The sequence below is a fragment of the Bacillus sp. FSL M8-0063 genome, from assembly GCF_038005545.1.
GTDB lineage: Bacteria > Bacillota > Bacilli > Bacillales > Bacillaceae_G > Bacillus_A > Bacillus_A wiedmannii.
The window spans coordinates 1,752,131-1,770,358 of sequence record NZ_JBBOTJ010000001.1; the positions used below are offsets into that span (position 1 = coordinate 1,752,131).

11 protein-coding genes and 2 other annotated features (1 of these 13 running past the window's edge) are annotated in these 18,228 nt (G+C 35.3%); of the genes, 10 read left to right on the forward strand and 1 reads right to left on the reverse strand.

From position 1 onward, the window contains the following. Positions 1-26: a binding site (T-box leader), on the forward strand (it extends 214 nt beyond the left edge of the window). A gap of 54 nt (positions 27-80) precedes the next feature. Further along, positions 81-3,182 carry an isoleucine--tRNA ligase gene (gene ileS, locus MKX31_RS08890; protein WP_098111902.1) on the forward strand — a complete coding sequence of 1,034 codons (3,102 nt, stop codon included), beginning with the start codon at positions 81-83 and terminating at the stop codon, positions 3,180-3,182. Between the two features lie 319 nt (positions 3,183-3,501). Then, positions 3,502-5,013 (forward strand): M36 family metallopeptidase, encoded by a 1,512-nt coding sequence (locus MKX31_RS08895; protein WP_340980617.1) that lies wholly within the window; start codon positions 3,502-3,504, stop codon positions 5,011-5,013. A gap of 103 nt (positions 5,014-5,116) precedes the next feature. Here MKX31_RS08895 and MKX31_RS08900 read toward each other — a convergent pair whose 3' ends face one another. Beyond that, the gene (locus MKX31_RS08900; RefSeq protein WP_340980619.1) at positions 5,117-5,599 is read right to left on the reverse strand and encodes a hypothetical protein; all 483 of its coding nucleotides are present in this window, start codon (positions 5,597-5,599) and stop codon (positions 5,117-5,119) included. A gap of 244 nt (positions 5,600-5,843) precedes the next feature. On the opposite strand from MKX31_RS08900, the gene MKX31_RS08905 reads away from it, so the two are divergent. The 8 genes from MKX31_RS08905 (at position 5,844) to MKX31_RS08940 (ending at position 18,212) form a co-directional block, all read left to right on the forward strand. Continuing rightward, a complete protein-coding gene (locus tag MKX31_RS08905) occupies positions 5,844-7,199 on the forward strand; it encodes a UDP-N-acetylmuramoyl-tripeptide--D-alanyl-D-alanine ligase (protein ID WP_340981548.1) in 1,356 nt (451 codons plus the stop codon). A 65-nt stretch (positions 7,200-7,264) separates the two neighbouring features. Continuing rightward, positions 7,265-7,476, forward strand: a binding site (T-box leader). A 105-nt stretch (positions 7,477-7,581) separates the two neighbouring features. Next, positions 7,582-8,880 (forward strand): aspartate--tRNA(Asn) ligase, encoded by a 1,299-nt coding sequence (aspS, locus tag MKX31_RS08910; RefSeq protein WP_064473940.1) that lies wholly within the window; start codon positions 7,582-7,584, stop codon positions 8,878-8,880. A 195-nt stretch (positions 8,881-9,075) separates the two neighbouring features. After that, positions 9,076-9,840 (forward strand): vWA domain-containing protein, encoded by a 765-nt coding sequence (locus tag MKX31_RS08915; RefSeq protein WP_064473939.1) that lies wholly within the window; start codon positions 9,076-9,078, stop codon positions 9,838-9,840. A gap of 9 nt (positions 9,841-9,849) precedes the next feature. After that, on the forward strand, positions 9,850-10,623 hold the full coding sequence (locus MKX31_RS08920; RefSeq protein ID WP_064473938.1) for a hypothetical protein: 774 nt from the start codon (positions 9,850-9,852) through the stop codon (positions 10,621-10,623). A 29-nt stretch (positions 10,624-10,652) separates the two neighbouring features. After that, positions 10,653-11,015, forward strand: a complete 363-nt coding sequence (locus tag MKX31_RS08925; protein WP_064473937.1) for a hypothetical protein — start codon at positions 10,653-10,655, stop codon at positions 11,013-11,015. Between the two features lie 31 nt (positions 11,016-11,046). Then, entirely contained in the window at positions 11,047-15,054 is a 4,008-nt protein-coding gene (gene essC, locus MKX31_RS08930) for a type VII secretion protein EssC (RefSeq protein ID WP_142289300.1), read from the forward strand. Positions 15,055-15,181: 127 nt separating this feature from the next. Further along, complete coding sequence (locus MKX31_RS08935) at positions 15,182-15,454, forward strand: WXG100 family type VII secretion target (RefSeq protein WP_064473935.1); 273 nt, start codon at positions 15,182-15,184, stop codon at positions 15,452-15,454. An 82-nt stretch (positions 15,455-15,536) separates the two neighbouring features. Beyond that, on the forward strand, positions 15,537-18,212 hold the full coding sequence (locus tag MKX31_RS08940) for a tetratricopeptide repeat protein (RefSeq protein WP_098111905.1): 2,676 nt from the start codon (positions 15,537-15,539) through the stop codon (positions 18,210-18,212). The last annotated feature ends 16 nt before the right edge of the window (positions 18,213-18,228 follow it).

An 18,228-nucleotide genomic window follows, 5' to 3' on the forward strand; every position in this document is an offset into this window, starting at 1 on the left:
GTAACGCGGTTAAACCCGTCCCTACTTCATAGGGACGGGTTTTTTGTGTGCTTTAAAATATTCAAAAGGAGTGATTGTAGATGAAGAAAGTAGATGTAAAAGAGTCAGCTGTAGGGAGAGAAACACGTATTCGTAAGCAGTGGAACGAGCAAAGTATTTTCGAGCAATCAATTCAGAATCGAGAAGGCGCACAGTCTTTCGTATTTTATGAAGGACCACCAACGGCGAATGGATTACCGCATGTAGGTCATGCGCTTGGACGGACAATTAAAGATGTAGTAGCAAGATATAAAACGATGGCTGGTTATAAAGTGTTAAGAAAAGCGGGATGGGATACACATGGTTTACCTGTAGAATTAGGTGTTGAGAAGCAACTCGGTATTTCTGGTAAACATGAAATCGAAGAGTATGGAATTGAGCCATTTATTCAGAAGTGTAAAGAGAGTGTATTCACATATGAGAAGCAGTGGCGCGAATTCACTGAAAGCATCGGTTATTGGGTAGATATGGATGATCCATACGTTACGCTAAAGAATCCATATATCGAAAGTGTATGGCATATTTTAGGGACGATTCATGAAAAAGGATTATTGTACAAAGGGCATAGAGTCTCACCATACTGCCCAAGTTGTCAAACTTCACTAAGTTCACATGAGGTTGCACAAGGGTATAAAACAGTAAAAGACTTAAGTGCAACAGTTAAGTTTAAAGTGAAAGATAGTGAAAATGAATATTTCCTAGGGTGGACAACAACACCTTGGACACTTCCAGCAAATGTTGCGCTCGCTGTACATCCAAATATGGAATACGTGAAAGCGAAACAAGAAGGTCATGTATATATTGTTGCGAAAGAACGTGTACAAGATGTATTAAAAGAAGACTATGAAGTATTATCTGTTCATAAAGGTGAAGAATTAGTAAACACATCTTATATGCCGCCATTTCCAATGAAAGAAGTTACAAATGGCTATCACGTTATCACAGCCGATTTTGTCACGGCAGATAGTGGTACAGGACTCGTTCATATTGCTCCAGCATATGGGGAGGACGATTATAGAGTCGTTCAAAGTGAAGGATTGTCATTCTTGCATGTTGTAGATGAGAAAGGTGAATATACAGAAGCAGTACCATTTTTGAAAGGGAAATTTGTTAAAGATTGTGACGTGGATATCGTTCGTTATTTAGCGAAGGAAGGTTTACTATATCATAAAGAAAAGTATGAACATAGCTACCCACATTGCTGGCGTTGTGATTCACCACTTCTTTATTATGCAGGAGAGAGTTGGTTAATCCGAACAACTGCAATTAAAGATACATTTTTGCAAAATAACGATTCTGTTACTTGGTATCCAGACCATATGAAACATGGACGCTTTGGTAAGTTTTTAGAAAATATGGTGGACTGGAATATTAGCCGAAATAGATATTGGGGAACACCATTAAACGTATGGGAATGTGAAAGTTGCGATCATCAATTCGCACCGAAAAGCATTGCCGATTTAAGAAAGCATAGTACGAAAGAAACACCTGAAGATTTGGAATTGCATAAGCCATATGTAGATGAAGTGCAAGTTAGCTGTGAAAAATGCGGAAGTACAATGAATCGTACACCAGAAGTAATTGATGTTTGGTTTGATAGTGGTTCCATGCCATTTGCGCAATATCATTATCCATTTGAAAATAAAGAGTTATTTGAAGAACAGTTTCCAGCGGATGTTATTGCAGAAGGCATTGATCAAACACGTGGATGGTTTTATAGTTTATTAGCAGTATCAGCACTATATACAGGAAAAGTGCCTTATAAACGAGTGTTATCACTAGGGCATGTATTAGACGAAGAAGGACAGAAAATGTCTAAAAGTAAAGGGAATGCACTAGATCCAGTTGATTTAGTAAATCAGTTTGGTGCAGATGCATTAAGATGGGCGCTACTCGTTGACAGTGCTCCATGGAATGCGAAACGTTTCTCGGAAAGAACAGTACTGGAAGCAAAGTCTAAATTTGTAGATACATTAGTCAATGTGTATAGCTTCTACGTTTTATATGCAAATTTAGATGAGTATAATCCGAAAGAAACGTATGACGCAAAGCGGACGAAATTGGATGAATGGGTATTATCAAGATTGCATAGCACAACGAAAAAAGTGAGAACAGCACTTGATGATTATCAATTTACGAATGCAGCTCGTGAAATCGCGGCGCTTGTAGATGAAGTAAGTAACTGGTATGTAAGACGATCACGTAATCGTTTCTGGGAAGCTGGTATGAATGCTGAAAAAGCAGCTGCGTATGAGACACTTCATGAAGTGCTTGTGACAATTAGTAAATTAATTGCACCATTTACACCGTTTGTCGCTGAAGATATTCATTTAAATTTAACTGGAAGTAGCGTTCATTTAGAGGATTATCCAGTTGTAAATGAATCACTACTTCAGCCGGAATTAGAAGCGGAAATGGATGCTGTTTTACAAGTTGTTGAACTTGGAAGAAGTAACCGTAATCAACATTCTTTAAAAGTAAAACAGCCGTTAGCAGAACTTGTATTACTAGCGCATAATGAAAATGATATGGATTGGGAATCTTATCGTGATATCGTCATGGATGAGCTAAATGTCAAAGCGTTTCATGTTGAACTCGATGAAACGAAATATATGTCCTATCAATTAAAGCTGAATTTTAAAGCGGCTGGGCCGAAGTTTGGTAAAAATGTGAATGCATTAAATGGATGGTTAAAACAATTATCAAAAGAAGAAGTACAACACTTTGTATCTACAGAAAGAGCAGTTTACGAAGCAGCATCAGGAGAAGAAGTAGTTGTAACAGCTGAAGATGTACTAGTAGAGAAAGTCGCAAAATCAGGATTTTCTAATACGACTAACGGACAATATACAGTTATGTTAGATACGAATGTAACGGAAGAGTTGTTACAAGAAGGAGTAGCGCGTGAATTTATTCGAGCGGTTCAAGAATATCGTAAGCAGTTGAATTTACCAGTTAATTTACGAGTCGATGTTATTCTTGATACAGAGGAAGAACTAAAGCGAACGTTAACGAATCATAAAGAGTTGTTGGAAGAAAACTTACTCGTTAAGCAATTTACATTTGGAAACTTAACGAATGAAGACGATGAACTATCTTTAGGTGAAGCGAAAGTTCGAATTAAATTAAGCGCGGCTCATTAAAGAAAAAAGGAAGTTGGAATCATTCCAACTTCCTTTTTGTATGATTAGAATTTCCTCATAATTCATGCGATAGGACCGCTAGCAAAGGTCTTTCTTCATAGCATACTAAATAAAATACTGTAGAAATATATTTCTACAGTATTTTTCTCATTTTATACATAAATATTGAGAAAATTTCACTCACCCTAAATGGAAAGGTAATAGAATTGTTTATAGAGAATTACTCGTAGATTCAATTTTTATCCTCCCATTTTGTGGGGAATGATTGCCTAGTGGTAATGGGATAAGGTTGAGCTACTTTATTAGGGGGAGTGGTTCTATGTTTAATAAAAAAATGGTGGCAATGGCAATGACTGTGCCGTTAGTAATGGGGACGATTTCTACGGTTTCGGCATTGGAAAAACAGCAGCAAGTAAAGCTAGAAGCTTATTCGCCGCAGAAAAAAGCAACTGAATATTTAAAAGAAAATGCTGCACAGTATGGATTGAAAACAGACCTTTCAGACTTGCAATATATTTCTACAACAGAAACGTCAGTAGCTTCATATGTTAGATTCCAACAAGTTGTTAATGGTGCGCCTGTATTTTCAAAACAAATTACAGTTACTCTTAACGGAGAGGGAAAGGGAGTACTTGCTGTATCTGATTATCAATCCGTTAAAGGTGTGAAGGAAGTAACGACAAAAATTAGTGAAAAAGATGCAATACAAAAATCAATGGCGTATGTTGGAGAAGCAAGTGAGCAAAACTTATGGGCTCCTACAGAGAAAGAATTCGGATATATTGTGGAAGAGGGAATTGCTCGTCCAGTATATAAAGTTGTAGTCCATTCTAATAATCCATTTGGTGCATGGGAAACATTTATTGATGCAGAAAATGGGAAGTTAATTAAAAAGGTTGATATAAACCGAAAAGCTGAAGGGACAGGAAAAGTATTTTTACCTAACCCAGTCGTATCTAGCGGTAGCAAAGTAGGCTTAAAAGATAATAACGATGCAGATTCAACAGCGTTAACGAATCAATTGAAGGCTGTTACGTTAAAAGGTTTAGATGGGACAGGATTTTTAATTGGAGAGTATGTAACGATTTCTTCAAAAGCAAAAACAAAATCTACAAATTTACAATTTAACTATACACGTGCAAATGATAGCTTTGAAGATGTTATGTCGTATTATCATATCGATACAATACAACGTTACATTCAAGGGTTGGGTTTTAAAAATATTAATAATCGCTCTATTAAAGTGAATGTGAATGGAACGACAGATGATAACTCATTTTATTCTCCGACAACGAAAGCTTTAACTTTTGGTACTGGCGGAGTAGATGATGCAGAAGATGCTGGTATTATCGCACATGAATACGGACATTCAATTCAAGATAACCAAGTTCCTGGCTTTGGTAGTTCAGCAGAAGGCGGAGCGATGGGAGAAGGATTTGGTGACTTCTTAGGTGCTACGTATGAAGATGCAGTATCGACAACAGGCTACGGAAAAGCATGTGTTGGAGAATGGGATGCGGCTGCTTATTCTAGTTCAGATCCAACGTGCTTACGCCGTTTAGATACGAATAAAGTGTATCCGAAAGATGTTACAAATGAGGTACATGATGATGGGGAAATTTGGGCACAAGGCCAATACGAAATGGCACAAGCTTTTGGACGTGATGTAGCAACGAAAATTATTTTACAATCACACTGGTCATTAACACCAAACTCTAAATTCAGTGATGGAGCAAAAGCGATTAAGCAAGCGGATGCTCTTTTATATGGCGGACAACATGCTGCTGATATCGATCGTATTTGGACAGCAAGAGGAATTAGTACGAATTAATATAAAAAGTCGTGGCGTTTATAAGCCACGACTTTTTAATTTGCTTAAGCACTGGTACTAGTAAAGTAAGCTATAGGAATGATAGTGTGAATTTATACGCATTCTATTTATTTTTTTCATCTTTAAAAACAAAATGCTCTTTAAATTTTCTAGACTCAACTTTTTGACCGTTTCGCATCGAGCGGAAAGGGTGTTCTTGCCAAGTAATGATTACATCAACTTCATTTGATTTTGTGGCAACGGGAAAATTAGTATGTTCAAATCCAGTTTTTCCACTTGCTAAGCGACTTTCCTTTCGTGAGAAAAGTTCATATTTCGTTTTTGTTTTTGGCTCGTTGCGGAATACTTCGACTTGTACGTTATATACTTCACTGTTACCAACATTTTTTACTGAAAATTGATATGTTTTAAATTCATCTTCTTTAGCTTGAAGCATATTTTTATCTATGTTCTTCGGTTCATCAATACTCACTTTCCATTGATCAGAGTTTTGGGAGATTGGTAAAGATTTTGGTGAATAGGCGTATGTTTCATTCACTGCAATTAGGCATAACAAAAGAAGAAAGAAACTAATCGCTTTTTTCATATAAACACCTCGCTATAAAATTTTTATCCCGCATTAACGGGCAGTAAGACCCTCCACCTCAAAATTCAGGGAAAGCAAAGAAGTTAGGTGGGGGATCAACTGCTCGTAAAAGCCCGATTGGTGAGGGCTGATAATCAGTGAGGAGGAACAAAATCCCCACTGATTAAAGTTTCACTTTATCAATATGCGTAAATGAAACGGAAATTATGTAATAAAATGGAAAAAAAGTGATAGTTTGATTCAAATGAATTTGAAAAAACTTGAAGAAGTAGTAGGTGGTGAAGGGTTACAAGAATCGTTTCATCACATAGAGATACATGGTGTCTGCATAGATTCCAAAAGCATGAAAGAAGGAAATTTATTTGTTCCAATCATTAGGGTGAAAGATGGACATGATTATGTGAAAGAGGCATTCGATAATGGAGCTGTCGCTTCCTTATGGAAAAAGTCTTACGGCACTCCGCCAAAAGGGATGCCAATTATATTTGTTGATGACACTTTGTTTGCTTTGCAACAATTGGCACAATTTTATCGAAAAGAGCTAAATGTAAAAGTAATTGGAATTACAGGTAGTAATGGTAAGACAACGGTAAAAGATATAATAAGCACGATTTTAAGTACAACTCATCGTGTGCATAAAACAAAGGGCAATTTTAATAGTCAAATCGGTTTACCATTAACAATTTTAGAGATGAAACGAGATACAGAGTTTTTAATTCTTGAAATGGGGATGAGTGAAAAAGGACAAATTCGAAACTTATCAATAATAGCACAGCCAGATGTAGTGATCATTACAATGATTGGACATTCTCACTTAGAGACGCTTGGATCAAAAGAAGAGATTGCGAAGGCTAAATTAGAAATTATTGACGGGTTAAAAGGAAATGGTTTGTTTTTATATAACGGTGATGAACCATTGCTTTTGCAAAATAAAAATCTATCGAGTATAAATTGTAAGACATTTGGTGAAAAGTATACAAATGATTTGTTTCCAACAAACGTGCAATTAGATGAATATGGTGTTCATTTTAAATTAAATGATTCAAAAATACAGTACGATGTTCACTTGCATGGAAAACATAATATTTTAAATACGATTGTCGGAATCGCTGTAGGTCAATATTATAATGTCCCTACAGAAAAAATACAGGAAGCATTACGACAAGTAAATATTACCCATATGCGCTTTCAATTTTTAACTGCAAAAACAGGATTTACAATTATTAACGATGCATGGAATGCCAGTCCCTCTTCAATGAAGGCTGCAATTGAAACGTTACAGACATTAAATGCCTATAAGAAAAAAATGATAGTAATTGGGGATATGTTGGAGTTAGGGAAGAATGCTGAAACATATCATAGAGAAATTGGTAAAATGTTAAATGAAGAGAGCATTCAATATGTATTCACTTATGGAGAGTTAGCTGAAATTGTAGCGGAAGAAGCAAGAAAGAAATATGATACAGGAAAAGTACAGTCATTTAATAGTAAAGCCAAGATAGCAGAGGAAGTATTAAAAGTTATAACGAAAAAGGACATCATATTATTGAAAGGCTCACGTGGAATGGCTTTAGAGGAGATTGTACAAAATTGGATATGAAAAATCAAAATATATTTAAAAGGCTTGCGTTTTATAAAACAAAGAGATAGAATACTCTGTAAATATAAAAAGTGAGGATCAGGAAAAGTACATGATGCAAAGGTCTACAGAGAGCAATCGGTTGCTGAGAAGATTGCGATACCGCATGATGGAAAGACACCTGTGAGTGTTGCTTTGAACGTGATAATTAGTAAAAGCAAACGGTACCTACCGTTATCAGGGCTAAGATGGTCATTATGACAATTTGGGTGGTACCGCGGAAAAATCCGTCCCTATTTATAGGGGCGGATTTTTGTATTCTTTGAAAGGAGGTGAGTGACCGTGGATGATGACGATGACAACAATAACGTAAATAAATATAAAATTACTGGAGGGAAAAATAATGGAGTCAATAATGAAGCGTGCACTCACAAAAGATTGTACGGAGCAAGGTGGAAAGGTTGTATTACTTCAAGGATGGGTAAAAAAGATTCGTCATCTAGGTAATGTTAGTTTTTTATTAATAAGGGATCGATCGGGAGTTATGCAATGTGTATTAGAACATGAGTTAGCTGGATTTAAAGTAGATGTGGAAAGTGTTGTGCAAGTCGTTGGTGAAATTGTAGAGACTTCGAAAACAGAGTTAGGGGTTGAAGTGCTTGCTCACGAAGTGAAAATATTAAATGGCGCAGAACCACTTCCGTTTGAAATAAATAAAAAGAAGTTACAAATTGGTTTAGATCAACTACTGAATGAGCGGGTATTATCATTAAGGCATGAGCGAACCGCGGCGATATTTAAAGTGAAATCTACACTCGTTCAGAGCTTTAGTGAATTTCTTATAGAGAACGATTTCACACGTATATTTACTCCGAAAATTGTTTCACAAGGGGCAGAAGGAGGAGCGAATGTTTTTAAACTTCCATACTTTCAAAAAGAAGCTTATTTAGCACAATCACCACAGTTTTATAAACAGATGATGGTAGCTGGAGGGTTAGAACGTGTTTTTGAAGTTGCACCTGTTTACAGAGCGGAACATCATAATTCTTCCCGTCATTTGAATGAATATATATCGTTAGACGTAGAACTTGGATTTATTCATGATTTTTATGAAGTGATGCAATTAGAAACGGATGTTTTACGATATATGTTTCGACAAGTAGCAAAAAACTGTGAAAAAGAACTACAACTATTACAAATAGAAGTACCTGCTATTACAGAAATACCGAAAATTACATTGTTAGAAGCACAAGAAATTTTGAAAAATAAATACCGGAAAGAGTCGCCAAGTGGGGATTTAGATACAGAAGGTGAAAAACTACTAGGGAAATATGTGAAGGAAACATATAAGAGTGAGTTAGTTTTCATTACACATTATCCGAAAGAAGCTAGGCCGATGTATACGATGCCGAGTAATGAGAATCCGTCTATTACTGATTCGTTCGACTTACTATATAAAGGATTAGAAATAACATCAGGGGCACAACGAATTCATGAATATGAAATGTTACTTGCTTCTTTTAAAGAAAAGGGATTACATCCAGATACATTTCAATCTTATTTAAATACATTCCGATACGGTTGTCCCCCGCATGGTGGTTTTGGAATTGGATTAGAGAGAGTTGTATACAAACTATTAGAATTAACAAATGTACGAGAGGCGAGTGCCTTTCCGAGAGATTGTATGCGTCTTATACCGTAATAATAAACCCCTTCTATAGTATGAAGGGGTTTATTCCTTTCAACATATGTTAAAAGGAATAAATTTTTTGTGTGAAAATATGTAAATTACATTAAGAACATTTTATAATGAATTGAGAAAAAGAAAATTCATAAGTTATAATGAAATATGAATATAAAAAAAGTTCATATAATAATGTATGGAAGGGTATGAAACATGTTATATCAAACTCAAGCAACACAGCAAACACCAGCTTATATAATTTATCTTCTTGATGTAAGCGCATCAATGAACCAAATGATGGATGCAGGCGGAGAAGAAAAAAGAAGAATTGATATTGTAACGGATGCTCTTTCTTTAGCGATTCGTCAAATGGTATTTCGTTCAACAAAAGGTAGTCGCTTGCTTCCGAGATATAAGTTATCTATTTTAGCCTATAGCGATCATGTTTTTGATTTATTGGGTGGTGTGAAAACAATAGATGAGGTAGCAAGACTTCGCCCACTAGAAAAAATCCAAACGCATCGTTTAACTGATACAGCAAAAGCTTTCTCTGTAGTGGAGAAGTTATTGCAAAAGGAACTACCAAATTTACAAGACGGACCAGCTCCTATTGTCTGTCATATGACAGATGGGGCATCAACTGGTGAAGATCCAGAATTAATTGTACGAAGAATTATGAATATGTCTGTACCTGATGGAAACGTACTAATTGAAAATATTTTTATTTCAGATGAAATTATGCAAGAACAAATTTCTAATATAAAGAAGTGGGAAGGAATTATGCCAAATACAGAGATTACAGATGAATATGGTGCAAAGTTGCAAAGACTTTCATCGCCTATCCCTCAAAGCTATCGTGAGATGATGATGGAACATGGGTTTCATATTGCAGATGGTGCTGTGATGATGTTTCCTGGGACAAATGCGGACTTAGTATCACTTGGATTTCAAATGTCTGCTGCAACGCCGGTTCGATAGGAGAGAAGTATGATGAAATATATTCTATCTCAAGAGAAAGAAACGGTATTGCAAGAAAAGGAAACGAAACATTTTACTTATCGATATAGCTATGTAAGAGCAAAAGAAACGCAGGATTTAAACGAGAGTGGAGAAGACTTTCTAGTATTTCTAGATAATGGAACTAGTTTCATATTTGCGTTATGTGATGGTGTAGGGCTGTCTTTTCATGGTGAAATTGCTGCGAAATTTCTTGGTATGAAGTTAGTAAACTTGTTTGAAACATGTCAAGAAAGTGGACTGGATATTGCTACATTATTAAATGAACAGTTAAAAAATTGGATAGAAGAAGCTTCAGAGGAAGTGAGTGCATTTCGATTGCCAGAAGAAACACCGTGGTTACTACGCGATGTTTTGGAAGAAAAGCGAAAACAAGGTAGTGAAACGATGTTTATTGGAGGGAAAATAGAACTTATTTCAAATCAAGATAAAGCAAAGATAACGATAGTTACACATGGCGATTCATTTGTACAGTTGTTTCAAGATAAGGAGAATTGTTCGAATGTAATGAAGTTTAAGAGAAATATAGAGAAAAGATGGTCTACACAGCGAGGCATTATTGGTGTGGAATTGGCGGTTTTTTCAAAGACATTATCAAGACAAGAAGCTAATCGGATAGTTATTCACTCAGACGGACTTGTACCGCTTAAGCAGTATAACTTTGAGGAAGTGTTAAAAGAAATTGAGAGGGCACAGAACTCTCCGACAAGCGATGATATTTCATTTTTAGATGTTTCTTGGTAACAAACATGATGGAAAAAAGGTGAATAAACGTGGAAGAGATTATTGTGACATACATAAAACAGTCAAATGAAGAAATTGATATTGCAATTCCAAATGACGTGAAAGCGGTACAAATTATTGAAGCAATTTTACATCATGAAAAAATAGATGAAGCATTAAGCGGGATCTATGAAATTAGAGTGGCAAAAGATAAAGAAGAGTGGCATTCTATTCGAAATGATGAAACGTTGCGCGATAATGATGTGTGGGATGGACAATATGTAATACTACATAAAAAAGGGACAATTATCCCTTCTTTTGAAATGATGCCGGCAGAAGAAGTTTATAATGAACCTGTTAAACAAGGTATGTCTTCTAGTGAAGAAGATTATGTATGGAAAATCATTGAGTAATAGTTTTTGGATGGGGAAGGAGAAATGTTTTGTGCAAAAATCACCGTATTTTCAACGCTCTCCGCGTGTGAAAGTAGATATACCGACAGGGGATGTTATTATTCATGATCCACCGAATATACCGGAGGAGCCGAAGTTTTCAATTGAAACAATGTTACTGCCTGCAATGATGACGGTTTTAACATTGGTATTATATTTTGTAATGATGAAATTTATGAAGATGAATTCAAGTTATATGCCATTAATGATGGTTTCAAGTATTCCGATGTTGGGGTCATATATAATTACAACGATGGGGCATTTCCGTAAAAAGAAAGAACATCGTCAAATGGTTGAACAATTACAAACAAGGTACTTAGAGCAAATTCAAAAGCATCGAGTGGAATTAGATACGTTAAAGGTTGAACAAGCAAAATATTTAATTACACAAAACCCAAGCCCATTAAAAAGTGTACAAAGAATTGAAAATCGGGAAAGTAATTTATGGGAGCGTACACCTGAAAGTCCAGACTTTTTAGATATTCGTATTGGTACAGGAGAAAGACCATTCCTTGTAGAATTGAAGGTGCCTGAGCAGAAAGGTTATGAAGAAAATCCATTAGTTACAGAAGCGCAAAATGTGAAAAGGGATTTCAATACGATACCAAATGGACACATTTCAATTTCTTTGAAAAAAAACGATGTAATTGGTGTAGTTGGAAATAAAGAAGATAGACTAAACTTTATTCGAATTGTAACGACACAAATTATGACGCATCATGCACCAAATGAAGTGAAAATAGCAGCATTTTATCATGAAAAGGAAAAAAAACAATGGGATTGGATGAGGTGGCTTCCTCACGTATGGGATGAACAGAGAAGTATGCGCTTTTTATCTGAAAATCAACAAGATGCACAGAAACTAGCAGAAGTATTATTTACTCCACTTAATATGCGCAGAATATATAATTCTTCTGCGCAAGCAGATGCAAAAGTTCCTTTAATTCCGATGTATGTCTTTTTCTTATCAGCGAGAGAATTTTTAGAGGATGATCCTTTAACTCCAATGTTACTTAGAGAAGGTGAAAGTGTAGGAGCTTCTACATTTATTTTTGCAGAACAAAGGGAAAGGTTACCGATGGAATGTGATCTTGTAATAAGCTTAAATGGAGAAAATGGAGAGTTAGTAGAAACGTTTTCAAGTTCAGCTGAAAACAATGGAACAACGCGTGCGAGTTTTAAAGTAGATCGACTTTCATTCGAACGATGTGAGCTAGGAGCGCGAAACATTGCTCCAATTCGAATGAAAAGTTCTACAGCAGCCAACATTCCGAAAGTATTAACATTTTTAGACTTGTTTCAAGCTAAAAACATGGAAGAGTTACAAGTGCTAGAGAGATGGAAAGAAAATCGGTATCCGACTTCATTACCGGTTCCAATTGGTGTAAGAGAAGGAAGTAAACCTGTTTTTCTAAATATTCACGATAAAATAGAGAAAAAGGGGCATGGTCCGCACGGTCTAATGGCTGGTACAACTGGATCAGGAAAAAGTGAAGTGATTCAGTCTATAATAGCCGCGTTAGCGGCAACCTATCATCCTCATGAGATGGCATTTATGCTTATCGACTATAAAGGTGGTGGAATGTCAAACACATTTGCGGGATTACCGCATATTATTGCATCTATTACGAACTTAGAAGATCCAAACTTAATTGAGCGTGCCAGAATTTCATTAAAGGCAGAATTAGAGCGGAGACAAAAATTATTCATTCAGGCTGGAAATGTTCAGCATCTAGATGAATATTATGAAACAAGCTGGCGTGAAAAAGAACCTTTACCACATTTATTTATTGTTATTGATGAGTTTGCTCAAATGAAAAAGGAACAACCAGACTTTATGGACGAGCTAATTAGTGTCGCTGCAATAGGAAGGACGTTAGGAGTTCATTTATTATTAGCAACTCAAAAACCTTCAGGGGTTGTAAATGACAAGATTTGGAGTAACTCGCGTTTTCGAATTTGTTTACGTGTACAAGATGATGCGGATAGTCGTGAAATGTTAAAGATTCCAGATGCATCTAAAATTAATGTACCAGGACGAGGGTATCTCCAAGTTGGTAGCAATGAAGTATTGGAATTATTCCAGTCTGCATGGAGTGGAGCACCTTATAATCCAGATGAAGAGAAAGTTCTTGATATTGTTGATTTTACAGAAGTTAAGCTCTCGGGTGAAAGAATAAAAGTGAAAAAGCGTCCAAAACCAATGACAAATAGTCCGAAACAATTACAAGCTTTTATTCAATATGTACAGAGCGTATCAGAAAAAGAAAATATTAAAGCATTACCAGGACCTTGGCTGGATCCATTACCGGAAAAATTATTGTTAAAAGAATTTTATGCTATGGAAGATTGGACAATTGGTGAGTGGAATAAACCGAAAGAATATTTACAAGTAACAGTTGGATTAATTGATGATGTTGCAAAACAAGCACAATTTCCGCTGAAGTTAGATTTACAAGAAGGGCATTTAAATATTTATGGTATGCCAGGTACAGGAAAAACAACGATGTTGCAAACTATTATTATGTCTCTAGCTGTATCTCACACACCAGAAGAAGTGAATTTCTATGTTATTGATTTTGGTCGTATGTTTTTAGATTTTAGAGATTTACCTCATATTGGTGGGATTATACAAGAAGGCGAAAATGAGAAAATGAAACGTCTATTCGGATTTTTAAAGAAGGAAATCACGCTTAGAAAAGAGAGCTTTTCTAATATCGGTGCAAAGTCATTCTCTATGTATAACCGAATGGTAGAAAAGAAAATACCAGCTATAGTAGTAATGGTAGATGGTTATATAAGGTTCAAAAATGAATTCGAGAAAGAAAATGAAGTATTAGAATTATTATTGCGTGAATCAAGTACATACGGTGTATATTTCTATTTCTCTCTGAATCAAACAATTGATATGTTTGATCGTGTTCGTAATAATATACCGATGGCACTTACATTTGAATTACAAGATGGAACAGAATATCATAACTTAGTTGGCAGACCTAAATTCCCATTAATTGAAGTTCCTGTTGGCCGTGGGTTAATGAAAGGACAACCGCCGGAATTATTCCAAGCAGCATTGCCGTTTATTGGTGAAAGTGAACTTGAGTACTCTCAACAATTAAAAACAATTATTCGAAAAATGAATGGAGAATGGGATGGTGAAAAAGCAAAAGCCATTCCAATGGTACCTAAAGAAATATTTGTAGAGCATATGGTTGAAAAATTGGAAACAGCCCAAATTTCAGCAGGTATGGAAACAGAGGATATTCAATTACAAAGTATTTCTTTAGATGAAATGAGTCATATATTTGTTGGGGGAAGAATAGAAGGTGGAAAAACATCGCTTTTACAAACACTTCTGTTCACTACTACATACCAATACTCTCCTGAAAAGGTTGAGCTATACTTAGTAGACCTTGGTGAAAGACCTACAGGTATATTAGCTCTTGGAGATTTACCTCATGTGAAGAAGAAAGTTACAGATGGTATGCAATTAAAAGAAATGTTAGATGAATTGTTAGAGCTAATAAATAATAGAGAACCAATAATGCCTTCTATAGATCCAAACGCAACAGTGGAGATTCCATATAAGAGAATAATCATTGCGATTGATGATATCGATCAAATGTTAACTATATTATCTACTGATTATGAAGCAAAAAACAAAATGGAACTAATTGTCCAAAACTGTAAAAATAAAGGGATTCACTTTATGACAGCTGCTACAACGTCTAGCTTAAATAGCTATTCTCATGAAAAATGGTTTGCGGAAATTAGAAAGAGAAGTATTGGATATTTATTGGGAACGACACAAAATAATGATGTGTATTTCTTTAATATGAAACTGCCACATACTGAAATGGATCAAGAATTATTAAGTGGGGATGGGTATTGCATACGTAGAAAGCCAATAAAAATAAAATGTGCATATACACCATTACATTTACTTCGCACGATGACAGATAAAATTAGTGTGAAATGGTCTGAATTAAAAGTGAAATAATATTAAAATAGGGTTAAATTACTAGAAAATAGAATATTTTTGTAATTAAACCCTTTAAAAATTGTATGAATATAGTTTATAATCTAATTGTTGTATTATTTATGATTTGAAAGGGGAAATTATTAAGATGGCAGAAATTAAAATCACACCAGAAGAACTTGAAAGAATCGCAGGAAACTTTAAAAACGCAGCAGGAGAAGCACAAAGTCAAATTAATAGACTTGAAGGCGATATTAATAGTTTAGAAGGACAATGGGCTGGGGCAACACAAGCAAAATTCCGTGGAGAATTTATGCAATCTAAACAAGCAATGCAACAATACATTCCAATTTTAGAAGGTATTTCAACAGATTTAAAACGTATCGCTGATAAATTCCGTAATACAGATAACGCATACTAAGAATAGAACAATTGCAAAAGACCAGGAGCTATTGTTCCTGGTCTTTTTTTGAAAAATTGTTATACGAGAGTAAGGGGATAAAATGGGATTCCGACCAGAAGTAGGAGAAAAAATTAGCCTTAATAAAGATGTTTATCGTTTTGAGAAACACCCAGCTGTAATTGGTATTGAGATGCCCTATGGTCAAGAGGGAAGACAAGGAACAGTTTATCAATTACAACAGGAAAATGGTGTTGAACGAATTGCATTAAAAGTTTTTAAGGAACGCTATCGCGAAGAAAAACATCAACTAGCATTTTTGAAACCACTATCTTCCTTAGTGGGTCTGAAAGTATGTTCACGTTATATCGTTACTAAAGAAGAACATACATCTGCTATCGAAAAATCAGAAGATCTTGCTAATAGTATTGTAATGCCTTGGATTGAAGGTCCAACATGGGCTGATATAATACAAGAACAAAGAATGTTATCAAAAGAACAATGTTTCTTTATTGCAGAAGCATTTCTTACAACACTTAAAATGATGGAAGAAAATGAAGTTGCTCATAATGATTTATCGTCTAGCAACGTACTCGTACCTTTCTTAAGTGAAAATCTAATTGAAGGTCAACACAATATCGAACTTGTTGATGTTGAGCAAATGTATGGCCCGAAAACGAAAAGACCTTCATTATTGCCAGCAGGTTCAGCGGGCTACGCACCGATGTATTTAAAAAGTGGAGTATGGCAAAAAGAAGCCGATCGATTTGCAGGTGCTATTTTATTAGGAGAAATATTAAGTTGGTGTAGTGAGGAAGTTCGAAATAAAAAATGGACGGATGCAAGTTACTTTAAAACGGAAGAAATGCAGACAGAATGTGAAAGATATACGTTACTTCAGCAAGTATTACATAATCAATGGAACGGAGAGATTGCAAAATTATTTAGGCAGGCATGGAGTAGTAACTCTTTCGCAGAATGCCCAAGCTTTGCGCAGTGGTACGATGTCTTTAATAGCGCGAGAGAAAGAATGAAAATTGATGCGGAAAGGCAGTCAACAGAAGAACACTCTCTTTTTGTATCAAAATGTTTGGAAATTGCAAGATTATTAGAAGAGAGAGGATTTAAACAAGCGGCATTATATGAATATAAAATAATTTTCAATTCACTCAATCCATCAACAGCTCTGCAAAAAGAACTCGCATATATCATTCAAACTATGGAGAGTCAAGAGCCTGAAATAAATAATAAAATGGTCCTACAACATTATTTGGAATTAGCTACTGAATTGGAACGAGAAAACAATGCAGCATTTGCTTGTTTCGTCTATTCACGAATCGTACAATTTCCAAACATTGACCAGGCGTTAAAACAGGAAATTGAAAGCATTATTGAAGAGATAAAAGAAGAGCAAGGAACACAGTCGCAGCAAGAAGTAGCAGCTACAATTACAGTGCCAACTAGCATTCTACAGAGCCGGAAACAAACGAAAAAACAAGTGGAATATGATGTAGATGATGAGATTTTAAATGCAAAAGCATCAAATCAACCACTTACAATAACGCATGAGCAAAGTGAACCGTCGGCCTTTTCTAAATGGTGGAAAAAGAATAAAAAACGGATTTTGATTATTGGCTCAACTGTAGTTGTTGTTATAGGTGGTTCAACGTTATTTTATTTCTACACAACAAACGCTAAATATCAAAAGTTTATGGAACAAGCACGACAAGCCTATCATGATAAAAAATATACAAAAGCTGAAGAAGCTGTTGAACATGCAATTGCTGTAAAGGGTAAAGACGAGGCTTATCTCCAATTAGCAACGATTTACGTTGCTGAAGGGAAAAATAAAATTGCAATCGATTATATTACAAAACTAATAAAAGATAGAGAAATCGATAAAGAAAATAATGAAGCTGCTTATCTATTAGCTTCAGCAAATTTCCGCATTGGAAAATATCAAGAAGCAGTGCAAAATTTTGAACAAGCGTTAGCGAATAATGCAAAAGGAATTGAACCATACAAAAAAGATGCAATGCGAGATTTAGCTGTATGTCATATGAAAATGAAAGAATTTGAAAAAGCGGAAGATGTTATTGTCAAAATGAGTACGAAGACAAATGAAGATAAAGCAATTGTTTCGTATTTAAAAGGTCAATTATCAACCGCAACGGTACAGTTAGACAAAGCAGAATCTTTCTTTAAAGAAGCTATTATGCAAGATTCAAAGAATGCCATATATACAATTGAACTTTCAAATCTATATGTGCTTTGGAATAAAACAAACCTAATTGATAGTGCGAAGAAAGAAATGAATTATCAACAAGCATCTCACATTTTACAAGTAGCGATTCAAAAAGATATGAAAAATATTGAGTTGTTAAATCAACTAGGAATTGTGTATTACGAAGCGGGTCAATTTTATGAAACGCGAGATGGTGCAAAGAGTACTGCCGCATATCAGCAAGCGTTAGAAGCTTACAATAGAGTTGTCAGCAGTGGAACACGCGACATAAATACGCTTGTAAATATAGGGATTTTATACGATAAAGTGGGACAAGGAAATGAAGCAGAGAAGCTTTTCACAGAAGCATACTCACAAAACGATGAAAATCCACATGTGAATTTTGCATTCGGGATGTTTAAAATTAAACAGAAAAAATACGAGGAAGCAAGTCGTTTCTTAAGAAAAACAGTTCAAGCAAATGAAAATGAATCCGAAGTAAGAGCTGCGCAAGAAAAACTAACAGAAATGAAAACAAACGGTTGGATTCAATAAAGATAGGAAAAGGGGA